This is a genomic window from Rhodococcus rhodochrous (genome assembly GCF_014854695.1).
GTDB lineage: Bacteria > Actinomycetota > Actinomycetes > Mycobacteriales > Mycobacteriaceae > Rhodococcus.
The window spans coordinates 1,314,027-1,334,770 of the sequence record NZ_CP027557.1; the positions used below are offsets into that span (position 1 = coordinate 1,314,027).

Sequence of the window (20,744 nt, forward strand, 5' to 3'; positions counted from 1 at the left end):
GACACAGATCTCCATGACAGACCAGAACCAGCACGGTTTCGCGACCCGCGCCATCCACGCCGGGTACGAGCCCGACCCCCAGACCGGTGCCGTCAACGTGCCGATCTACGCGTCGTCGACCTTCGCCCAGGACGGCGTGGGCGAGATGCGCAACGGCTTCGAGTACGCCCGCACCGGCAACCCCACCCGTCGTCCCCTCGAGGCGAACCTCGCCGCGCTCGAGAACGGCACCTACGGCCGGGCGTTCGGCTCGGGCATGGCCGCCACCGACTGCCTGCTCCGTTCGGTGCTGCGTCCGGGCGACCACCTCGTCATCCCCAACGACGCCTACGGCGGCACCTTCCGTCTCATCGACAAGGTGTTCACGCAGTGGGGGATCGAGTACACCCCGGCCGCGATCAACGACGCGGACGAGGTGCGCGCGGCCGTGCGCCCGAACACCAAGCTCGTGTGGGTGGAGACGCCCACCAACCCGCTGCTCAACATCGGCGACATCTCGGCGCTCGCCGACATCGCGCACGAGGGTGGTGCCAAGATCGTCGTCGACAACACCTTCGCGTCGCCCTACCTGCAGCAGCCGCTCACCTTCGGCGCCGACGTCGTGCTGCATTCGACCACCAAGTACATCGGTGGTCACTCCGACGTCGTCGGTGGCGCGCTGGTGACGAACGACGAGGAGCTCGACGCCGCCTTCGCGTTCCTGCAGAACGGTGCGGGCGCCGTGCCGGGCCCGTTCGACGCCTTCCTCACGCTGCGCGGCATCAAGACGCTCGCGGTGCGGATGGAGAAGCACTCGGACAACGCCGAGAAGCTCGTCGACTTCCTGTCGGGACACTCCGCCGTGACCAAGGTGCTGTACCCGGGCCTCGAATCGCATCCGGGCCACGAGTACGCGGCCAAGCAGATGCGTCGCTTCGGTGGCATGATCTCCGTGCGCCTCGCCGGTGGCCGCCAGGCCGCGCTGGACTTCTGCAAGCGCACCGAGATCTTCACCCTCGCCGAGTCGCTCGGTGGCGTGGAGTCGCTCATCGAGCATCCGGGTGCGATGACCCACGCCTCCACCGCCGGGTCGCTGCTCGAGGTCCCCGAGGATCTCGTCCGGTTGTCGGTGGGCATCGAGGATGCCGCCGACCTGCTCGCCGACGTCGAACAGGCGCTCGGCTGACACCCCGGTCGTAGAAGACACGAGAAGAAGGCGTCCCGAAGGGCGCCTTCTTCTCGTCAGGGACGGATTCGTGCCGCCAGAGAACCTCTGCGATGGCACACCACCACACCGATCACACCGGCCGTCCGGGCCCGCGCCCGGCTGAAGGCCGCCTGCGACGTGTGACGCGTGACGGCGACGTGCGGAAGGAACCGCATAGCCCCCGGAAGCACGGCCGGGGGCCGTACGATCGCGTGGTGACGGACAGCGAACATCCCGAATCCGCCCTGTGGGACACCGTGCTCGACACGGTACGGCGCCACGGACCCATGACGATCGACGAGGTGGCCGATCACCTCGAGGAGCACGGATTCGGCTCCGCCGAGCAGGTGATGATCGATCTCGAACAGTCGGAACCGCATCCGCTGCTGATGTGGTTGTCCGCCGACCGTGTCGCAGCGACGGATGTGCTGTTCGAGGGCAGGACGCTCACACACCGCCTCACCGCGGACGAACTCGACCGGCACGCGATCCCCGTCGACGACATCGAACCGCTCCTGCTGCTCGTCTCCGAGGACGACGAGTTCGATCTCGTGCAACCCGGTGGCTCCGAAGATCCTGCCGCGCAGAACGATCCGGATTCGGGTGGATTCTTCCGCAAGGAGACGATCGTCTTTCCCGAAGAGGACCTGTCGGGTTGCGAGCCGGGAGATCTGCTCGCGCTCACCGCGCGGGACGGTCGTCTGTCGTTCGCTCCGGTCGACGTCGAAGTCCGGAGCAGTGAGAGTGAATTCGTGCACGCGCTCGAACAGGTCATCGCCCGCGAGCAGGTGGCGAGCCTCGAGGGCACCTTCCTCGACGTGCTCGCCGAAACGCCGGATGCGTTCTCCGCGCCGTCCCTGCCCCTCGGGGAACTGCTCGCCGAGGCCGGACTGGTCCGCAGCGGAGACCTGGTGGCACCGAACGGTTTCGACTTCGACGGATACTCCGACCGGGCGATGTTCGAGATCTATGCCGAACAGCTCGGGATCCCCGTCGACGCCGTGCCCGGCGTGGCCCTGTTCGCGTCGCTGGTCGAAGCCCTCGAACGCGGCGACGACGCCGAACTCGACGAGCGTTTCGCCGCGGGGAAATCCGGTCTGTACTCGGTGCTGTCCGATCCCGAGATCGCCGAGACCGTCTACGACGAACTGGTGGGGGAGAAGCTCGCGCCCGAGGCGATCGAACAGGCCGCGCTGTGGCTGCTCGACCATGCGCCGCGACGTGCGGCGGGGGCAGCGCACTGGATCGCCGGTCGCGCGGCCGAATCGACCGGACGCATCACCGAAGCCGAACGGCACTACGAACGTTCGGCCGACCTCGACTCCGCCTTCGACCTACCGTTGTTCGACCTCGCGCGCTTCGCCTCCGATCGCGGGGACGCGATCCGGGGGCTGTCCCTGCTCGCCCGGGTGCCGGGTGGCGACGAACATCCCCTCCACGAACTGCTCGAACGGTACCGGCCGAAGGAGGTCCCGGGGCTCGGCCGCAACGACCGCTGCTGGTGCGGGTCGGGCCGCAAGTACAAGGCGTGCCATCTCGGGCGCGCCGAACACTCGCTCGAGGAGCGGTCCGACTGGCTGTACATGAAGGCGGCCATGCACGCCCTGGAACCCGGATGGGCGGAACAGCGGGTCGCGCTGGCGGAGGCCCGCTCGGGCTACGGGGACGATGATGCTGTGGCCGAGGCCGTCGCCGATCCGCTCGTCGAGGACGTCCTGCTCTTCGATGCCGGCGCGTTCGCGGATTTCGTCGAGCGTCGCGGGGAGTTGCTGCCCGAGGACGAGGCGGAGCTCGCCCGCTCGTGGCTGGCGGTCGAGCGTTCGGTCTTCGAGGTCGAGGCGAGTGCGCCGGAGGAGTCGCTCACGCTGCGCGACGTGCGCAGCGATCGGGTGGTCGAGGTGTCCGCGCCCTGGCTCGCAGGTGAGGTGCCCGCCGGCACGTTGCTGTGCGCTCGCGTGATGCCGGTGGGTGAGGACCGATGGGTGATGCCCGGCGGCTGCGAACCGGTGACGGAGGACCAGCGGGACACGCTCGTGGCGCTGCTCGCCGAGGGCACCGTCGATCCGGTGGACATCATGGACGTCCTGACCCATCCCGATGCTGCGGACTTCTATCCGGAACCGTAACTCTGGTCACTCGGGAAACACGGATCCCACTGGTCCCAATACTAGAACGTGTTCCTGAATATATGTGATAAGAACATCCGGAAGCCGTACTGGTGATCGACCTCACAGCTACGGTGGGAGCGGTTGATGGATGGATGTGGGGGTAGCGGATGTCGGTGGACCCGTCTGCGGTCATCGTGGCAGTGGCTACGGCAGCAAGTGCGCTCGTTCAGGGCGTGGACTTACCAGCAGAGATCAAGGATCAGATCAACGGGGCGATCGAGTCGTTCGAGGCAACTGCGGAGAACGCCGACACGGACGTGACGAATTTCGTCGCGTCGTTGCCGGAGCCGATGCAGCAGGGAGCCCAACAGGCGGTCGCGGATGCGACGACGGCGGTCGCGGGGGCGATCGAGCCGCATCTGCCCGAGGAGGCGGCTGCAGCGCTGCACCCCGCCGATCCGGAAGCGGCTCCGCCTGCGCTGGCGCCCGAACCGCCGGCCGCCCGGCCCGGGCCCTTCGGGATACCGGCCCGACCGCCGGCGACCGGCGCGGTCGGGAACCCGCAACCGGGTCCCACGATCCCCGGCACCGGGATCGCACTGCCGTCGATCCCGGCGATCCTTCCCGGAACGCGACTCGCACCCATCGGTGCGATCGCCGTGTTCGCGCCGTGGCTGAAGAAGGCAGGGGAACTGTGCGACGGGATCTCCGCGCCGGTCCTCGCGGCCCTCTACTCCGCCGAGAACGGTTTCCGGTACGGCCCGACCGCGCCGGTCTCGCCGGTCGGCGCCCGCGGCCCGGGACAGTTCATGCCCGGCACCTGGGACCAGTACGGCAAGGACGCCGACGGTGACGGTAAGGCCGACGTCCTCGGTATCGCCGACCCGGTCATGGCGTCGGGCAACCTCCTGTGCGACAACTACAAGCTCATCGACGACTGGAAGAAGCGCGGACTGGTCGAGGGCGACACCCTCGATCTGACCCTCGCGGCCTACAACGCCGGCGTCGGCGCGGTGAAACGTTCGGGTGGCATGCCGTCCGGTCATCCCGACTACGAGAACCAGACGAAGCCCTACGTCGCGAAGATCCGAGCGACCGAGCACGTCTTCGCTCGCATGCTCTCGCCGTTCCTGGGTCTGGGCATCGGAGGCGGGGCCGGTGACATCGGCAATCGCATCGTCGACCTGGCCTTCAAGTACCTCGGCCTGCCGTACGTCTGGGGTGGCGGCAATATCAACGGGCCGTCCGGCGGCGGTTTCGACTGCTCCGGCCTGACGTCGTACGCGGTGTTCGCCGCGACAGGCATCACGCTGCCGCGCACGTCCGAGACGCAGTGGCACATCGGCACCGAGGTGCCGCTGTACGCGGCGCGCCCCGGCGACCTGCTGTTCGGCAACTGGCAGGCCGGGGGACCGGGTCACGTCGCCATCTACATCGGCGGCGGGCAGATGGTGCACGCACCCACCACCGGCGACGTCGTGCGGGTGGGGCCGGTCTTCCCCGACATGAAGGCGCGGCGCATCTTCTGATACCTGCCGTGAACACGCGAAAGGCCCGACCGGATTCTCCGGTCGGGCCTTTCGGCTGCAGAGGCGATCAGCCGCGGTAGGGTTCCGCGCTCACCAGGGTCACCTTCATGGTGTTGCCGTTGGGCAGCGTGTACTCCCGGGTCTCGCCGACCTTCGCGTCGATCAGGGCGCCACCGAGGGGCGAGCTGGGGGAGTAGGTCTCGAGCTCGCTGTTGCGGGCGCCTTCCTCGCGGGTCGCGATCAAGAACGTCTCCGTGTCGGTCTCGTCGCCGGCGTAGTAGACGGTGACGACGGAACCGGGGAGGGCGACACCCGACTCGGTCGGAGCGACGCCGACCTTGGCGGTGCCCAGCAGCTCCTGGAGCTGACGGATACGGGCTTCCTGCTGGCCCTGTTCCTCACGGGCTGCGTGGTAGCCACCGTTCTCCTTGAGGTCGCCTTCCTCGCGACGCTCGTTGATCTCGGCGGCGATGACAGGACGATTCGCGATGAGCTGGTCCAGCTCGGCCTTGAGCCGGTCGTACGACTCCTGCGTCAGCCAGGTCACCTGGGTCTCGGTCATCCTCGATCACTTCCTTCGGGTTGGAGCCCCCGGCTCCGTGGACAAGTCGTGCACATGCAACGACCGCGACAGCACGACCCCCGTCGTCCCCCCTTGTTGTCAGGCTGAACGGAAGTCGTACTGTCTGTTGATGCTCTTATGCAGCAATACACGGCCCCAAAGGGTGGAACCGTGTATCCGGCTATTTTAGCATCACTCCCGTCGCTGCTCCGGGAAAGCGCAGGAAGACGCTGGTCGCGGCAGGTTCCTAGGGTGCGCGGAGGTACTCGGGGGCCTCGGTGGCGCAGCCGTAGGTGTCGCCCATTCCGGGGCGTTGTGACGTCTTGACCGTGGAGGTCAGCACGACCGTCTGCGAATCGGATGCCGGGATGAGCACCTCGCGCCGTCCGGTCTCGCTGCCGTCCTTCGACCGGGCCCGGATGATGCAGACGGCGTCCTCGGACGGATCGTCGCGCGTGACCTTGAGCTGGATGTCGATGGTGCTGTCGTCGATGATCTCGAAGGCGACGACCTCCGACTCGATCGGAGCGGAGTTGTTCTGGAACAGAACGAACGCCACGACGAGCCCCGCGAGCAGACCGGCGAGGGTGAAACCCCAGCGCTTGCCGCGTGTCGACACGCGGGGTCCGGGGTACCGGGAGGAGGGGTACCGGTCGGTGGGCACGGTGTTGCTCATCACTTTGCTTTCACAGCGGAACGATGGATCGGGCGTCGCCGCAGGGTCACGGCTGACGTCGGAATTATCAGGTGGAACTATAGAGGACGGATCCGAAGCGACCGCGACGCGGGCGCAGGGTCGGTTCCGGCGAAGCAGACGACGTGAGGTGGAGGAATACACGTGAGCGGACTACGGCTCATGGCCGTGCACGCCCATCCCGACGACGAGTCGAGCAAGGGCGCGGCCACGATGGCCCGGTACTCGGCCGAGGGGCACGAGGTCCTGGTGGTCACGCTCACGGGCGGAGAGCGCGGCGACATCCTGAATCCCGCTATGGACGTGCCCGGCATCCGTGAGCGCATGAGCGAGGTGCGCCAGGAGGAGATGGCCGAGGCGGCCCGCATCCTCGGGGTGCGGCAGCAATGGCTCGGCTTCGTCGACTCCGGACTGCCCGAGGGCGACCCCAAGCCCCCGCTGCCGGAGGGCTGCTTCGCAGCGATCCCGCTCGACGAACCGGTCCGCCGGCTCGTGCAGTCGGTGCGCGAGTTCCGCCCCCATGTCATGACCACCTACGACGAGAACGGCGGCTACCCGCACCCCGACCACATCCGGTGCCACGAGGTGTCGGTCGCGGCCTACGACGCGGCCGCGGATCCGGATTTCCATCCCGAGCTGGGCGAGCCCTGGGCGGTGAGAAAGCTCTACTACTCGCACGGTTTCATCCGTAAGCGGCTCGAACTGTTCCGCGAGGAATACGAGCGTCGCGGGGAGCCCTTCCCGATGGAGCAGTGGCTCAGCAAGTGGCGCACCGAGCAGGGCGACATCATGGGGCGCGTGACCACCCAGATCACCTGTGGCGACTACTTCCCGAAGCGCGACGATGCGCTGCGGGCCCACGCCACCCAGATCGACCCCAACGGATCGTTCTTCGCGGTGCCGTTGGACATCCAGCAGAAGGTGTGGCCGACCGAGGAGTTCGAGTTGGCCAAGACCCGCGTGAGCACGGAGCTTCCCGAGACGGATCTGTTCGCGGGCATCGAGGACGGACAGGGCAAATGACGATAGGCACGCTCGCGGTCGATGTTCTGGCCGTCGAGATTCTGGCTCAGGAGCCGACCGGCCCCGAGTTCGGCAAGGCGTCCCCGCTCGGACTGGCCATCGTGGTGGTCCTGCTGGTCGCGACCGCTCTGCTGATCTGGAACATGAACAAGCGGCTGAAGAAGCTGCCCGAGAACTTCCAGCCGGAGCACCCCGAGCCCGACCAGGCCGTGGACGACGGCACGCTGCCGGGTGCGATCCCCGGCGGTGCCGAGGAGGAGAAGGCCGGCGGCACGAAGGCCACCGGTCCGGAACGTCCGGAACCCACCAAGGGAAGCTGACGACCGGCCGTCACCGACGATGCTCCTTCCGTAGCGTGGGGGCATGGCGAACCGACTGGCCGACGCCCTGAGCCCTTATCTGAGGCAGCACGCCGACAATCCGGTCCACTGGCAGGAATGGGGCGACGTCGCGCTCGCGGAGGCGCGCGAGCGCGACGTGCCGATCCTGCTGTCGATCGGGTACGCGGCCTGCCACTGGTGTCATGTCATGGCACACGAGTCGTTCGAGGACGAGGCCACCGCCGCCGTCATGAACGAGAACTTCGTGTGCATCAAGGTCGACCGCGAGGAACGGCCGGACATCGACGCGGTCTACATGAACGCGACCGTCGCCATGGCCGGTCAGGGCGGGTGGCCGATGACCTGCTTCCTCACCCCGGACGGTTCCCCTTTCTACTGCGGCACGTACTACCCGAACACGCCGCGCGGCGGCATGCCGTCCTTCGTCCAACTGCTCGAGGCCATCACCGAGACCTGGCGCAACCGTCGCGACGAGGTCACGCAGGCCGCAGACGCCGTGGCCACCGAGCTCCGTCGCAGCAGCGGGGGACTGCCCGTCGGGGAAGCCGCCGTCGAGGCGCCCCTACTCGACGCGGCAGCCGCTGCGATCGCCACCGACGAGGACCGCGAACACGGTGGCTTCGGGGGTGCACCCAAGTTCCCGCCGTCCAACCTGCTCGAGGGTCTGCTGCGCGGATACGAGCGCACGCGCTCCGCCGACACGCTCGGTCTCGTCGAGCGCACGACCGACGCGATGGCGCGAGGTGGGATCTACGACCAGCTCGGTGGCGGTTTCGCCCGCTACAGCGTCGACGCCGCCTGGACGGTGCCGCACTTCGAGAAGATGCTCTACGACAACGCGCTGCTCCTGCGGCTGTACGCGCACCTCGCGCGGGTGACCGGCGCGGAACTGCCGACGCGGGTCACCAGGGAGACCGCCGAGTTCCTGCTACGCGACCTGCTCACCACGGACGGCGGATTCGCCTCGGCGCTCGACGCCGACACCGACGGGGTCGAGGGCCTGACCTACGTGTGGACTCCCGGCCAGCTCGTCGAGGTGCTCGGCGCGGAGGACGGCCGCTGGGCCGCGGAGGCCTTCACCGTCACTCCCGGCGGCACCTTCGAACACGGCACCTCGGTGTTGCAGCTGCTCGACGAGCCCGACGATCCGGCCCGTCTCGCCGACGTGCGGGCCCGCCTGTTCGCGGCCCGGCAGGATCGCGCGCAACCCGGGCGCGACGACAAGGTCGTCACCGCCTGGAACGGCTTCGCCATCACCGCACTGGCCGAGGCCGGCGTCGCACTGGGCGAACCCGCCTGGATCGACGCCGCGGCGAGGTGCGCGCGGTTCCTGCTCGACCGGCACCTCGTCGACGGACGACTGCGCCGCGCGTCGCTCGGAGGTGTCGTCGGATCTCCCTCGGGCGTGCTCGAGGACTACGGAGCGCTCGTCACCGCACTGCTCGCCGTCCATCAGGGGACCGGGGACAGGAGCTGGGTCGAGCGCGCGCGAGAACTCGCCGACGTCGCGCTCACGCAGTTCGCGGATCCGGATCGTCCAGGGAGCTGGTTCGACACCGCGCACGACGCCGAATCGCTGGTCGCCCGGCCGCGCGATCCGGTCGACGGGGCGACGCCGTCGGGGGCCTCGCTGATCGCCGAGGCGCTGCTCGGTCTGTCCGCGCTCGTGCACGACGACCCCCGCTACGCCGACGCCGCCGCGCTGTCGCTGTCGGCGGCGTCGATCCTGCTCGAGAAGGCGCCGCGTGCCGGAGGGCACTGGCTGACCGTGGCCGAGGCGTCGGTGCGCGGTCCGCTGCGGGTCGCCGTCGCGGGTGGCGGTGAACTCCTCGACCTCGCGCGCCGGATCGCGCCCGGGGGAGCCATCGTGGTGGGCGGCGAACCCGACTCGTCGCCGTTGCTCGACGGTCGGCCGCTCGTCGACGGAGCGTCCGCGGCCTATGTGTGCCGGGGCTTCGTGTGCGATCGGCCGGTGACGACGGCGACGGAACTGCGCGAGGTCCTCACCGCGGTCTGACCTGTCACGGCCACGCGGAGACGGTGCGCGAGCCGAGGAAATCGCCCGTGCTCGTCACCGGTGCTTCGAGCATTCCGGCGATCGCGTCGACGAGGAACAGGGCGAAACCCGTCCAGTCGGGTTCCACCCGTTCCCGTTCCAGGCGTGCTTCGTAGTCGGCGCATGCGTCCACGACGAGTTTCCCCAGTAGCCACGACCGGCCGGTGATCACCACGTCGGGGATGTCGGCGACGCACGCCCTGGCCCGTTCGATCAGAGCGTCGAGATAGGGATCCTCGACGACGTTCCGGGCCGCGATGTCGACCATCGAGGGGACCGTCCGCAGCTGTCGGAGGAACCGGGCGCGCCAACCGGGGACGGGCATCGATGCGAGCTGATCGGTGAACGGGACGACGAGGCAGCTCAGGTAGTCGCGCAGTCCCGGTTCGGGGCCGAGCAGCCCGACGAGTTCGGCTCGTCGTCGGCGGGTGTCCTCGGCGTAGCGGGTGACCATGGCACGGACGAGTTCTTCCCTGCTCCCGAAGTGATAGTTGACGGCCGAGTGGTTCGCGTTGCCCGCGTGCTCGGCGATGCGCCGGTTCGAGACACCGTCGACGCCGTGGGTCGCGAACAGCTCCTCCGCGGAGTCGAGTAGTGCTCGCCGTGCCTGGTCGCCGTAGGTGCTCACGCTGGAACCCGCTGCTCTCTCGTTCTGCCGTACGGCTCATCGGTGGGTGGGACGAACGTCACCAGTGTCTCAGGTTGTCCACTTTAAGACACGCGGCGTAGATTTTTAAGTCAGTCAGCGTATTTCCGAGGTGCCGGTACCGGCCGGGAAGCGTTCAGTCCGTGACCGGATATCGAGGAGTTCGTCAGTGACCGACACCGCCACGACCGAGAAGAACGATCCACCGGGAGGCGACGGCCCGACCGAGGCCGAGCTCGCCCGCGCCCGCAAGGAACAGATCGGGCGCTACGTCGCGATCTTCGTGATGCCGCTGTTGATGGTCGGCATGATGATCACCGGCTACCTGTACGCGATGCATGCGCCTGCTCCGCACGACATGCCGATCGCCGTCGCCGGATCGTCGCAGCAGGCCTACGACTTCGCCCGCGCGCTCGAGGGCGCCGATCCGGAGGCGGTCGACGTCCGCGTCGTCGGAACCGACGAGCAGGCACGCGACCTCGTGCTCTCGCGAGAGGTGGCGGGCGCGGTCTCGTTGTCCGACGCGGGCACCGCCACCGTGTACACCGCCGGCGCCGCCGGGGCCTCGCAGTCGAACATGGTCACCGGTCTGGTGGCCCCGCCGATCATCGGATCGGGCCTCGACCTCACCGTCGAGGACCTGGCTCCGCTGCCGGACCACGACATGGCCGGTCTGGGCGTGATGTTCATGGCGCAGGCATTGATGCTCGCGGGCTACATGCCGCTGAGCATCATGCTGTCCAACTCGCCCGAGCTGCTGCGCTTCCGTCGCATCGTGCCCCTGCTCGCAGGCTGGTCGGTGCTGATCGGCACCCTCGTGTGGGTCGTCGCAGGCCCGATCCTCGGCGCGGTCGAGGGCCCCACCGCGACGCTGCTGGGAATCAGTTGGCTGTCCATCTTCGCCGTGGGCTCGGTGCAGTTGTTCCTCACCCGGATCCTCGGACCGATGGCGGTCCTGGTGGGCATGCTCTTCGTGATGGTCCTCGGCGTCCCCGCGTCGAACCTCGGCATGTCGATCTACGCGTTGCCGTCGATCTACGTCCCGCTCCACGGTTTCCTGCCCACCGCGGCCGCAGGAGAAGCCCTGAGGTCGGTCGTCTACTTCGGTGGTGACGGACTCGGCGGCCACATCACGGTCCTGGTGATCGGCGCGCTGCTCGCCCTCGCCGCGACGCTCGGTGTCGATGCCCTCAAGCGTCGCCGCAACCCCGACGCGGGCGATCCCGAGATCACGATGCCCTCGCTCACCTCCGGCCCGCGTCCGAAGAGCGACCGCGTCCGGTACCTGACGCTGGCGTTCTTCCCGTTCGCCATGGTCGTGCTGATGCTCTCGATCATGCTCGGCGCGATGTACCAGCCGACGCCGCGCGAGATGCCCGTCACCGTCGTCGCCGCGAGCACCGAACAGGCCGAGCAGACGGTCGCCGGGCTCGAGCAGAACATGTCGGGCCTGTTCGACCTGCGTACGTCCGACTCCATCGACGACGCCCGCGCCGCCGTTCAGGACCGTGAGATCGTCGCCGCCTTCGTCCTGCCGTCCGCCACCTCGCCCACCGCGACCATCATCACCAACGAGGCCGCAGGGATGAGCCAGCAGCAGGTCGTGCGGCAGACCTTCGAGCAGGTCGCCGCGGGTATGCAGCTGCCGCTCGTCGTCGAGAACATCGCGCCGCTGCCGGGCTCCGACACGATGGGCACCGTGACGCTCTACGTCGCCATGGGCTGGATCATGTCCGGTTTCATGGTGATCGTCGTAGCCGGCGGTGCGCAGCCCGCCGCGATGGTCCTGCGACAGATCGTGCCCATCTCCGCCGGGTGGGCGCTGTTCATGCCGGCCCTGCTCTGGGTGATCGCCGACCCGATCACCGGAGCCGTCGACGGGCATTTCCTCCCGCTGTGGGGTGTCGGCATCGTCGCGACGTTCACGACATCGATGTTCACTTTGGCGCTGCACCGCCTGTTCGGTCTGCTCTCCGTCATCCCCGCCGTCGGCATCTTGATGTTCATCGGCGTACCCGCCTCGAACGGTGCGATGTCGGTCTACATGACGCCGGAGATCTTCAAGTTCCTGCACGGCGTGCTGCCGATGCCGGCGGCTGTGGAATCGGTGCGGTCGATCCTCTACTTCGGGGGCGATGCCGTCGGAACGCACCTGATCACGTTCGTGATCTGGGGTGCGGTCTCGTTGCTGTTCGTGGTTGCCTTCGACCGGTTCCGCGGAGACCCGCAGACCGCCGAGGAACCGGCGCAGGAGCGCGCGACCGAGAAGGTCTAACCGGTCGCAGGGGCTGCGACCGCGAGATTCGGCGACTCGATGCCGTGCTGATCGAACGCCTCGAGCACCGCGCGGGTGAGGCTGCGGCGGATCGCCCACTGCTTGCCGGCCCGCACGCGCACGGTCAGCCGCAGCGTCACCGCACCCGCCGTCACGGAGTTGACCCCGAGCAATTCGGGCTTCTCCAGGACGTCGGGTGCGATGTCGTCGCGTTCGACGCCGTCGAGCACGGCCCGCAGCGCGATCTGGCAGGCGCGGTCGACATTGGAGGTCGGCGCGATCGGCACGTCGATCACGGAGACGGCGTGGCCCTGGCTCATGTTGCCGACGCGCAGGATCTCGCCGTTACGGCAGAACCACAGGGTGCCGTCGATGTCGCGGACGGTCGTCACGCGCAGGCCGACCGACTCGACGGTGCCCACCGCGTCGCCGAGGTCCACCACGTCGCCCACGCCGTACTGGTCCTCGAGCAACATGAACATGCCCGAGATGAAATCCCGCACGAGGTTCTGCGCACCGAAACCGAGCGCGACACCGGCGATACCGGCCGAGGCGATGAACGGCGCGACATTGAAGCCGAGGGTGTCGAGCGTCTGCAGCACCACCCAGACGAGCACGACGACCGACACGCCGGACTTGAACACCGAGCCGATCGTCTGGGCACGCTGGATCCGACGTTCGCGCGCGTAGGGATCACCGATGGCGCGTTCGGCGCGTTCCTGAAGCGGCGCGAGGAACGATCGGCGCGGCTTGCCGGATCTCTCGCGCGGCTTCGTCATGCGGTCGATCAACCGGTGGAGGACGAAGCGAAGCGCGATCGCGACGGCGATGTAACTCACGATCGCCAGCGGCCGGTGGATCAGCCAGTCCCGGTTGGTCTCGGTCAGTTCGAAGGCGAGCAACGGAATAGACATCCCTCGCGAGTCTACAAACGGGTGCCGGTTGCTTCAGGTGGTGTGAGAAGTTGCACGAAGCAGCTCGTGAGGTTTCAACCGAGAATCACGAGCCACACCGCTACCGCATGACACAGGGCTGCGATCACCGTGGCGGCGTGGAAGAACTCGTGGTGTCCGAAGGTCGCGGGCCACGGATCGGGCCAGCGGGTCGCGTAGAGGATCGCTCCGCCGCTGTAGAACAACCCGCCGACCAGCAGGAGCAGCATGGGGGCCAGACCGACCTCGGCGACCAGCTGTCCGGCGACGGGCACGATCGCCCATCCGAGCAACAGATACAGCGGCACACCGACCCAGCGCGGCGCCGTCGGCCACAGCATCTTCAGGGCCACGCCCGCCAGCGCGCCCGCCCATACGACGATCAACAGCGGCCGCCCGGACTCCGGAGGCAGGGCGAGCGTCGCGAACGGCGTGTAGCTGCCGGCGATGAACACGAAGATCATCGAGTGGTCGGCGCGCTTCATCCACACGCGGGCCCGGGGACCCCAGTTCAGGCGGTGGTAGAGGGCGCTGACTCCGAACACTCCGCACACGGTGAGGCTGTAGATCGTCGCGGGGAGTACGGCGTCCGGACGGTCGGCGAGGAAAGCCGCGGCCGCGACGAGCGCGGCACCGGCGACGACGGCCACGCCGAACGCCCACGCGTGGATCCATCCGCGCATCCGCGGTTTGACGGGCAGTTCCTCGAGGCCGAAGGCCGTCATGCGTGCGCTCCTTCCGGTACCGAGGGGTAACCTACGCACCCGTAGGTTTGTTCCGTCGCCACGTTACCGCCTGCGAGGGCGCTCCGGGAGACTCTGTGACCACCGCCGCGACCGTCCGTACGCCTGGGCGTAATGTGACTCGCGTGGTGATGACGGGGTGAGCGTCCGCGGACTGCTGTACCGGCTCTACGAGCGCCGGCTGCTGAAGGAACTCGACGGAGCACGGCATCCGCGACACGTCGCGGTCATGTGCGACGGTAATCGGCGTTGGGCGCGCGAGAACGGTTTCACCGACGTCAGTCACGGCCACCGCGAAGGTGCCAAGAAGATCGCCGAGCTGCTGAGCTGGTGCGATGCGGCCGGCATCGAGACGGCGACGATCTACCTGCTGTCCACCGAGAACCTCCGGCGCGATCCGGAGGAGCTCGATGCGCTGCTCGAGATCATCTCCGACGTGGTGGAGGAGATCTCCGCGCCCGGCCAGAACTGGGGCGTGAAGATCGTCGGCACCACCGACCTGCTCCCGGCCGACCACGCCAAGCGACTGCACGAGGCCGCCGCCGGCACTGCGGGCCGGACGGGCACGCACGTCAACGTGGCCGTCGGGTACGGCGGTCGCCAGGAGATCGTCGATGCGGTGCAGTCGCTTCTGCGGGTGCGCTACGCGCAGGGGCTGCGTGGCGAGGAGCTCGTCGAGTCGGTGACGGTCGACGGCGTCGACAGTCACCTCTACACCTCCGGTCAGCCCGATCCGGACCTCGTGATCCGTACCTCCGGTGAGCAGCGACTGTCCGGATTCCTGCTCTGGCAGTCCGCCTACTCGGAGATCTGGTTCACCGAGGCGTACTGGCCCGAGTTCCGCCGGGTCGACTTCCTGCGCGCGCTGCGCGACTACGCCGCACGGCACCGCCGGTTCGGCGCCTGACGGCACCGCCGGTTCGGCGCCTGACGGCACCGCCGGTTCGGCGCCTGACGGCACCGCCGGTTCGGCGCCTGACGGCACCGCCGGTTCGGCGCCTGAGGCAGGGCCGGGCGGCGGGCCGCGTCAGAGCTTGCGCAACCGGAGCCGGTTGATGGCGTGATCCGAGTCCTTGCGCAGGACCAGGGTCGCGCGCGGTCGTGTGGGCAGGATGTTCTCCACCAGGTTCGGCAGATTGATCGAGTGCCAGATCTCCTTCGCGGCACTCATCGCGTCCCGGTCCGACAGGTTCGCGTAGTGGTGGAAGTGCGCCTCGGGATCGGCGAAGGACGTCTTGCGCAGCGCGAGAAAGCGCTCCACGTACCACTTCTCGATGTCCTCGATGCGTGCGTCGACGTAGATGGAGAAGTCGAACAGGTCGGAGACCATCAGACGCGGACCGGTCTGCAGCACGTTGAGGCCCTCGATGATGAGGATGTCCGGCTGCCGCACGATGTGGTACTGACCCGGGATGATGTCGTACGAGATGTGGGAGTAGATCGGCGCCGCAACCTCTTTCGCTCCCGACTTGACCTCGGTGACGAACCGCAGCAGTTTGCGCCGGTCGTAGCTCTCGGGAAAACCCTTGCGGTGCATGATGTTGCGCCGCACCAGCTCCTTGGTGGGGTGGAGGAACCCGTCGGTGGTCACGAGATCCACCCGCGGGTGGTGGTCCCAGCGTGCCAGCAACGCCTGCAGCACACGGGCCGTGGTGGACTTGCCGACCGCCACCGAACCGGCCACACCGATCACGAACGGCACCTGCTGGTCGGGATGCTTCTCCCCGAGGAAGGTCGCGGTCGCGGCGAACAGTCGCTGCTTCGCTGCGACCTGCAGGTGGATCAACCGGGCGAGGGGGAGGTACACCTCCGCGACCTCCGCGAGGTCGATCTGCTCGCCCAGGCCCCGAAGCCCGATCAGTTCGTCCTCGGTGAGGACGAGGGGAGTCGACTTCCGCAGCGTCCGCCACTGCTTGCGGTCGAACTCGACATACGGGCTCGGTTCGTTCAGACGAGCCATCGGCACGGCTTCCCGGTGGCGCGGCGGATGCGGCGTTGCATGTCCATGTAACGGATTGTGCTCGCTGACACAGGCGGATGCCTCCTCGGGGTCCCCACTCCGGCGGGTTCTCCCGTGTCGGGTCGCCGACGAGCGACTAGGCTCGGCCGGTATGGGAGCCGACGACTTCGTGAACGAATATCTGCTGCTGGGCCTGGCTTTCGACCGGCTCGAGGAAGGGTTCGTCGACGCCTACACCGGCGATCCCGCCCTGCGGCGGAAGGTCGAGAACGCCCCGACTCCCGATCCCCGTGATCTATCACACACCGCGCGACGGCTGCGGGACGAACTGCCCGGTGTGGCACTGTCCGACGAGCGCACCCGTTTCCTCGAGGTGCATCTGCGTGCCCTCGACTGCTCGGCCCGCAAGTTCGCGGGGGAGGAGATCGGGTTCGTCGACGAGGTCGAGGCGTACTTCGACGTCCGCATCGCGCCCGGCGACGAGGACGCCTATCGCGACGCGCACCGTCGCCTCGACGCGTTGCTGCCCGGCACCGGATCGCTCACCGAACGGATGCAGGCCCATCGCAAGTCCGAGGTGATCCCCGCCGATCGTCTCGCCGAATGCGTCGAAGCGTTCTCGAGCGCGCTGCGGGAGAAGGTGCGGGCGGTCTACCCGCTGCCCGACACCGAGCGCGTCGAGTACGAGGTTGTCGGCGACAAGCCGTGGTCGGGCTTCAACTACTACCTCGGCGACTACCGTTCGCGGGTCGCGATCAACTCCGATCTCGAACAGACGATGGCGCACCTGCCGCGGCTGATCGCGCACGAGGCGTATCCCGGTCACCACACCGAGCACTGCCGCAAGGAGGCCGGTCTCGTCGCCGGCGGACAGGCCGAGCAGACGCTGTTCCTCGTCAACACCCCGCAGTGCCTCATGGCCGAAGGACTCGCCGATCTCGCGCTCGAAGCGATCGTCGGCCCGGGCTGGGGAACGTGGGCACAGGGGATCTACGCCGATCTCGGGCTGCGGTTCGACGGCGAACTCGCCGAACAACTGTCCGAGGCGTCCGAGCAGTTGCTGTCGGTGCGGCAGGACGCCGCGCTGCTGCTCCACGACCGCGGGCGCAGCCACGACGAGGTCGTCGAATTCCTGCAGCGCTGGTCGCTGTCGAGCCCCGAACGTGCCCGGCAGTCGCTGCGGTTCCTGTCGTCGCCGTTGTGGCGCGCCTACATCAGCACCTATGTCGAGGGCTACCGGCTCCTCGGCGGCTGGCTCGAGCAGGTTCCGGCCGGAGCCGAGCGCGCCGACCGTTTCCGGCGCCTGCTCGACGAACCCCTGGTGCCCAGCAGCCTGCGGTGAACCGCAGGTCGCTCGGGGACCGGCTTCCGCAGCGGTGGACGGCCTTCGTAGACTGGAGGCCGTATCCCTGACGCCCTCTGCTTGGAGAAACCTCGATGACCGCTGCGCCCGGCGCCGACGTGAACACTGCCGCACTGAACGACCTCGACCCCGAGGTCGCCGAGGCCATGGCCGGCGAGCTGTCGCGTCAGCGCGACACGCTCGAGATGATCGCGTCGGAGAACTTCGTGCCGCGCGCCGTCCTCCAGGCCCAGGGCAGCGTCCTGACCAACAAGTACGCCGAGGGTTACCCCGGCCGTCGCTACTACGGCGGCTGCGAGAACGTCGACGTCGTCGAGGACCTCGCCCGTAACCGCGCCAAGGAGCTTTTCGGCGCCGATTTCGCGAACGTCCAGCCGCACTCGGGTGCGCAGGCGAACGCGGCGGTGCTCATGGCGCTGATGACTCCCGGCGAGAAGCTGCTCGGTCTCGACCTCGCGCACGGCGGCCACCTCACGCACGGCATGAAGCTCAACTTCTCCGGCAAGCTGTACGACGTCGCGTCCTACGGGGTCAGCAAGGACGACCACCGCATCGACATGGACGAGGTCCGCGACATCGCGCTGCGCGAGAAGCCGAAGGTCATCGTCGCCGGCTGGTCCGCTTACCCGCGCCACGAGGACTTCGCCGCCTTCCGCTCCATCGCCGACGAGGTCGGTGCCTACCTGTGGGTCGACATGGCGCACTTCGCCGGTCTGGTCGCCGCGGGCCTGCACCCGTCGCCCGTGCCCTACGCCGACATCGTCTCCACCACCGTGCACAAGACCCTCGGTGGACCGCGTTCCGGTCTGATCCTCGCCAAGCAGGAATGGGCGAAGAAGATCAACTCGGCCGTCTTCCCCGGCCAGCAGGGTGGCCCGCTCATGCACGCGATCGCCGCGAAGGCCGTCGCGCTGAAGATCGCCGCGAGCGACGAGTTCAAGGACCGTCAGCAGCGCACCCTCTCCGGTGCCCGGATCATCGCCGACCGCCTGTCGCAGTCCGACGTCACCGACAAGGGCATCTCGGTGCTCACCGGCGGCACCGACGTGCACCTGGTGCTCGTCGACCTGCGCAATTCGCAGCTCGACGGCCAGCAGGGTGAGGACGCCCTCCACGAGGTCGGCATCACCGTCAACCGCAACGCCGTGCCGTTCGACCCGCGTCCCCCGATGGTCACCTCGGGTCTGCGCATCGGCACCCCGGCGCTCGCGACGCGCGGTTTCGGCGACGAGCAGTTCACCGAGGTCGCCGAGATCATCGCGCAGACGCTCATCGGTGGCGCCGACGCCGAGTCGCTGCGCACCCGCGTGAGCGCTCTGGCGCAGTCCGTGCCGCTGTACGAGGGCCTCGAGGACTGGCGTCTGATCTGACGGTTTTCCGCTGACGGTTTCCGCTGTCGCCGACCGGCCCGCACCGATCTCCGGTGCGGGCCGGTCGCGTATCGGGGGGCGAGACCTCCCACCGCAGGGTTGGTTAGGGTAGCCTACGCATGCCGACACGGTCGGTGACCGCACGCGTACCCCGAACAGTAGAAGGAAGTCGCATGGCCATCCCGAGCATCGATCCGTACGAGTTGCCCACCGGCGACGAGATTCCCGCTGCTCGGGTGGACTGGACGCTCGATGCGTCCCGCTGCGCACTGCTGATCCACGACATGCAGAAGTACTTCATCGACGCGTACCAGCGCGACGCCGAACCCCTCGCGACCGTGGTCCCCAACATCGTCCGCCTCCGCGAGGCGTGCCTGGCCGCCGGTATCCCCGTCGTCTACACGATGCAGCCCGGCGACCAGCATCCGTCGCGTCGCGGCATCCTCGCCGACTTCTGGGGCGTCGGACTGAGCACCGGCAGCGACACCGAGGTCATCGACGAGCTGACCCCCGGCCCGGACGACATCCAGGTCACCAAGTGGCGGTACTCGGCGTTCCAGCGCACCGACTTCCGTCAGCTGCTCGCGCACAACGGCCGCGACCAGCTCATCGTCACCGGCGTCTACGCACACATGGGCTGCATGCTCAGCGCCGCCGACGCCTTCATGAGCGACGTCGCGCCGTTCATGGCCCTCGATGCCACCGCCGACTTCTCCCGCGACGAGCACCTCATGGCACTGCAGTACGTCGCCAAGCGGGTCGGCCGGGTCGAGACCACGGACGCACTGATCGAGTCGATCACCGCGTCAGCGCGTCGCCGCGACCGCGAGACCGAAGAACTCACCGCGTCGCTGCGCTGATCGACACGGTCCGAGAATCGGGACCTTCAGCACATGCAGCGAATTCTTGTGTCCGGCAAGATCCATTGCGCGATCGTCACCCACGCCGATCTGCACTACGTCGGATCGGTGACGATCGACCGCGACCAACTCTCACCGCGCTGACGCGAGAAGCGATTTCGGTGTTCTCGACGTCGCCGGGCGCTGTCGAGAACACCGAAATCGTCCGGATCGTCTAGGTGGTGCCGCGACGACGCGCCTCGAGCGTCTCGACGGCCTGCTCGCGCAGCAGCCGCAGGCGGGCCAGCGGACGATCGGACTCGGGGCTGCGCCAGTAGCCCGAGGCGTCGAGCATCGGCTTGGCGATGCCGAGTCGCTTCGACACGGCGCGCAGTTCCTTCACGATCGACGCCTCACCGGCGATCCACATCCACCCCTCGCCGCCGCGCGGCGCACCCGACTCGACGGCCTCGGCGAGCACGGTGGCGTCGGAGACGCCGGGGCGGCGGTGCACCCACGTCACGCCCGCGAGATCGGACTGTTCCTCCTGCGGACCGTCGACCAGCGCGAAGACGTGCATCGGCACCGTGCCGCCGTAGGTCTCGACGAAGCGACCCAGCGCGGGAAGCGCGGTCTCGTCGCCGGCGAGCAGCCACCAGTCGGCGCCCTGCGGCGGGATGATCGCGACCTTGGGTCCCGCGAGATGGAGCACACTGCCGGGTTCGGCGGTGCGGGCCCAATTGCCGGCCGGGCCGTGGCCGTGCAGGACGAAGTCCAGATCGAGTTCCCCGGCCACGGGATCGAAGCGACGCACCGTGTAGGCGCGGGCCACGGGTGCGGGTTTGCGAGGCCAGTGCAGGTGCCCGTCGTGCTGTTCGGGCAGGGCCGGGGTGTCGCTGCCGGGTTCGGGCAGGAAGATCTTGACGTAGTCGTCGGCACCCTCGGTGGTGAACGCCGGGGCGTCGTAGTCGCCGCTGCGGAAGGCGCCGAGCTGCTCGCCGCCCAGGGTGATCCGACGCATCCGCGGTGTCACGTCCACCGCGCGGAGCACGGTCAGGCGCCGCAGGACGATGGGCAGAGAGACGCGGGTCGGGGGCGTCGTCACCGGCATGGTGAG

General features: G+C 68.4%; 18 protein-coding genes and 1 pseudogene. 12 read left to right on the top strand and 7 right to left on the bottom strand.

Annotated elements, in window-relative coordinates; genetic code table 11:
* Window positions 1-13: 13 nt before the first annotated feature.
* From C6Y44_RS06270 to C6Y44_RS06280, 3 genes are all read left to right on the top strand, one after another.
* Window positions 14-1,165: a cystathionine gamma-synthase gene (locus tag C6Y44_RS06270; protein WP_060651828.1), complete on the top strand. Its 1,152-nt coding sequence runs from the start codon at window positions 14-16 to the stop codon at window positions 1,163-1,165.
* Window positions 1,166-1,401: 236 nt separating this feature from the next.
* Window positions 1,402-3,312: an SEC-C domain-containing protein gene (locus C6Y44_RS06275; RefSeq protein WP_225623733.1), complete on the top strand. Its 1,911-nt coding sequence runs from the start codon at window positions 1,402-1,404 to the stop codon at window positions 3,310-3,312.
* Window positions 3,313-3,461: 149 nt separating this feature from the next.
* On the top strand, window positions 3,462-4,823 hold the full coding sequence (locus tag C6Y44_RS06280; RefSeq protein WP_174247078.1) for a C40 family peptidase: 1,362 nt from the start codon (window positions 3,462-3,464) through the stop codon (window positions 4,821-4,823).
* 67 nt (window positions 4,824-4,890) lie between these two features.
* Here the strand turns inward: C6Y44_RS06280 and greA are convergent, their stop codons facing one another.
* Together greA and C6Y44_RS06290 are read right to left on the bottom strand one after the other, a co-directional pair.
* Complete coding sequence (gene greA / locus C6Y44_RS06285) at window positions 4,891-5,385, bottom strand: transcription elongation factor GreA (protein WP_006553878.1); 495 nt, start codon at window positions 5,383-5,385, stop codon at window positions 4,891-4,893.
* Window positions 5,386-5,632: 247 nt separating this feature from the next.
* Window positions 5,633-6,061, bottom strand: coding sequence for a DUF4307 domain-containing protein (locus C6Y44_RS06290; protein ID WP_060651826.1), 429 nt, complete (start codon window positions 6,059-6,061; stop codon window positions 5,633-5,635).
* A 180-nt stretch (window positions 6,062-6,241) separates the two neighbouring features.
* Between C6Y44_RS06290 and mca the strand changes: the two genes are divergently transcribed.
* From mca to C6Y44_RS06305, 3 genes are read left to right on the top strand one after another with little or no spacing between them, the layout of a single operon-like run.
* Entirely contained in the window at window positions 6,242-7,102 is an 861-nt protein-coding gene (gene mca / locus C6Y44_RS06295; protein WP_159419306.1) for a mycothiol conjugate amidase Mca, read from the top strand.
* Window positions 7,099-7,422 (top strand): hypothetical protein, encoded by a 324-nt coding sequence (locus tag C6Y44_RS06300; protein ID WP_060651825.1) that lies wholly within the window; start codon window positions 7,099-7,101, stop codon window positions 7,420-7,422. Before mca ends, C6Y44_RS06300 begins: the two co-directional genes overlap by 4 nt.
* Window positions 7,423-7,465: 43 nt before the next feature.
* Window positions 7,466-9,460, top strand: coding sequence for a thioredoxin domain-containing protein (locus C6Y44_RS06305; protein WP_159418979.1), 1,995 nt, complete (start codon window positions 7,466-7,468; stop codon window positions 9,458-9,460).
* Window positions 9,461-9,464: 4 nt separating this feature from the next.
* Here the strand turns inward: C6Y44_RS06305 and C6Y44_RS06310 are convergent, their stop codons facing one another.
* Window positions 9,465-10,127: a TetR/AcrR family transcriptional regulator gene (locus tag C6Y44_RS06310; protein ID WP_085468926.1), complete on the bottom strand. Its 663-nt coding sequence runs from the start codon at window positions 10,125-10,127 to the stop codon at window positions 9,465-9,467.
* Between the two features lie 187 nt (window positions 10,128-10,314).
* Between C6Y44_RS06310 and C6Y44_RS06315 the strand changes: the two genes are divergently transcribed.
* Window positions 10,315-12,420: an ABC transporter permease gene (locus tag C6Y44_RS06315; RefSeq protein WP_159418978.1), complete on the top strand. Its 2,106-nt coding sequence runs from the start codon at window positions 10,315-10,317 to the stop codon at window positions 12,418-12,420.
* Here C6Y44_RS06315 and C6Y44_RS06320 read toward each other — a convergent pair.
* Window positions 12,417-13,334, bottom strand: a complete 918-nt coding sequence (locus tag C6Y44_RS06320) for a mechanosensitive ion channel family protein (RefSeq protein ID WP_159418977.1) — start codon at window positions 13,332-13,334, stop codon at window positions 12,417-12,419. The two genes, C6Y44_RS06315 and C6Y44_RS06320, sit on opposite strands and share 4 nt — an antisense overlap.
* A 74-nt stretch (window positions 13,335-13,408) precedes the next feature.
* Entirely contained in the window at window positions 13,409-14,077 is a 669-nt protein-coding gene (gene trhA, locus C6Y44_RS06325; RefSeq protein WP_159418976.1) for a PAQR family membrane homeostasis protein TrhA, read from the bottom strand.
* 157 nt (window positions 14,078-14,234) lie between these two features.
* Between trhA and C6Y44_RS06330 the strand changes: the two genes are divergently transcribed.
* Window positions 14,235-15,002, top strand: coding sequence for an isoprenyl transferase (locus C6Y44_RS06330; protein WP_006553884.1), 768 nt, complete (start codon window positions 14,235-14,237; stop codon window positions 15,000-15,002).
* Window positions 15,003-15,122: 120 nt separating this feature from the next.
* Here C6Y44_RS06330 and coaA read toward each other — a convergent pair whose 3' ends face one another.
* Window positions 15,123-16,055 carry a type I pantothenate kinase gene (gene coaA, locus C6Y44_RS06335; protein ID WP_120281748.1) on the bottom strand — a complete coding sequence of 311 codons (933 nt, stop codon included), beginning with the start codon at window positions 16,053-16,055 and terminating at the stop codon, window positions 15,123-15,125.
* Window positions 16,056-16,206: 151 nt separating this feature from the next.
* Here coaA and C6Y44_RS06340 point away from each other — a divergent pair, with 151 nt between their 5' ends.
* The 4 genes and pseudogenes from C6Y44_RS06340 to C6Y44_RS06355 form a co-directional block, all read left to right on the top strand.
* On the top strand, window positions 16,207-17,397 hold the full coding sequence (locus C6Y44_RS06340) for a DUF885 domain-containing protein (RefSeq protein ID WP_159418975.1): 1,191 nt from the start codon (window positions 16,207-16,209) through the stop codon (window positions 17,395-17,397).
* Window positions 17,398-17,492: 95 nt separating this feature from the next.
* Window positions 17,493-18,788 (top strand): serine hydroxymethyltransferase, encoded by a 1,296-nt coding sequence (glyA, locus tag C6Y44_RS06345; RefSeq protein WP_159418974.1) that lies wholly within the window; start codon window positions 17,493-17,495, stop codon window positions 18,786-18,788.
* Between the two features lie 173 nt (window positions 18,789-18,961).
* Window positions 18,962-19,648, top strand: coding sequence for an isochorismatase family protein (locus tag C6Y44_RS06350; RefSeq protein WP_159418973.1), 687 nt, complete (start codon window positions 18,962-18,964; stop codon window positions 19,646-19,648).
* A gap of 33 nt (window positions 19,649-19,681) precedes the next feature.
* Window positions 19,682-19,783, top strand: a pseudogene (locus C6Y44_RS06355) (aspartate 1-decarboxylase); the annotation flags it as partial.
* Between the two features lie 79 nt (window positions 19,784-19,862).
* On the opposite strand, the gene C6Y44_RS06360 reads toward C6Y44_RS06355, so the two are convergent.
* Window positions 19,863-20,738: a siderophore-interacting protein gene (locus C6Y44_RS06360; protein WP_064060075.1), complete on the bottom strand. Its 876-nt coding sequence runs from the start codon at window positions 20,736-20,738 to the stop codon at window positions 19,863-19,865.
* Between the last annotated feature and the right edge of the window lie 6 nt (window positions 20,739-20,744).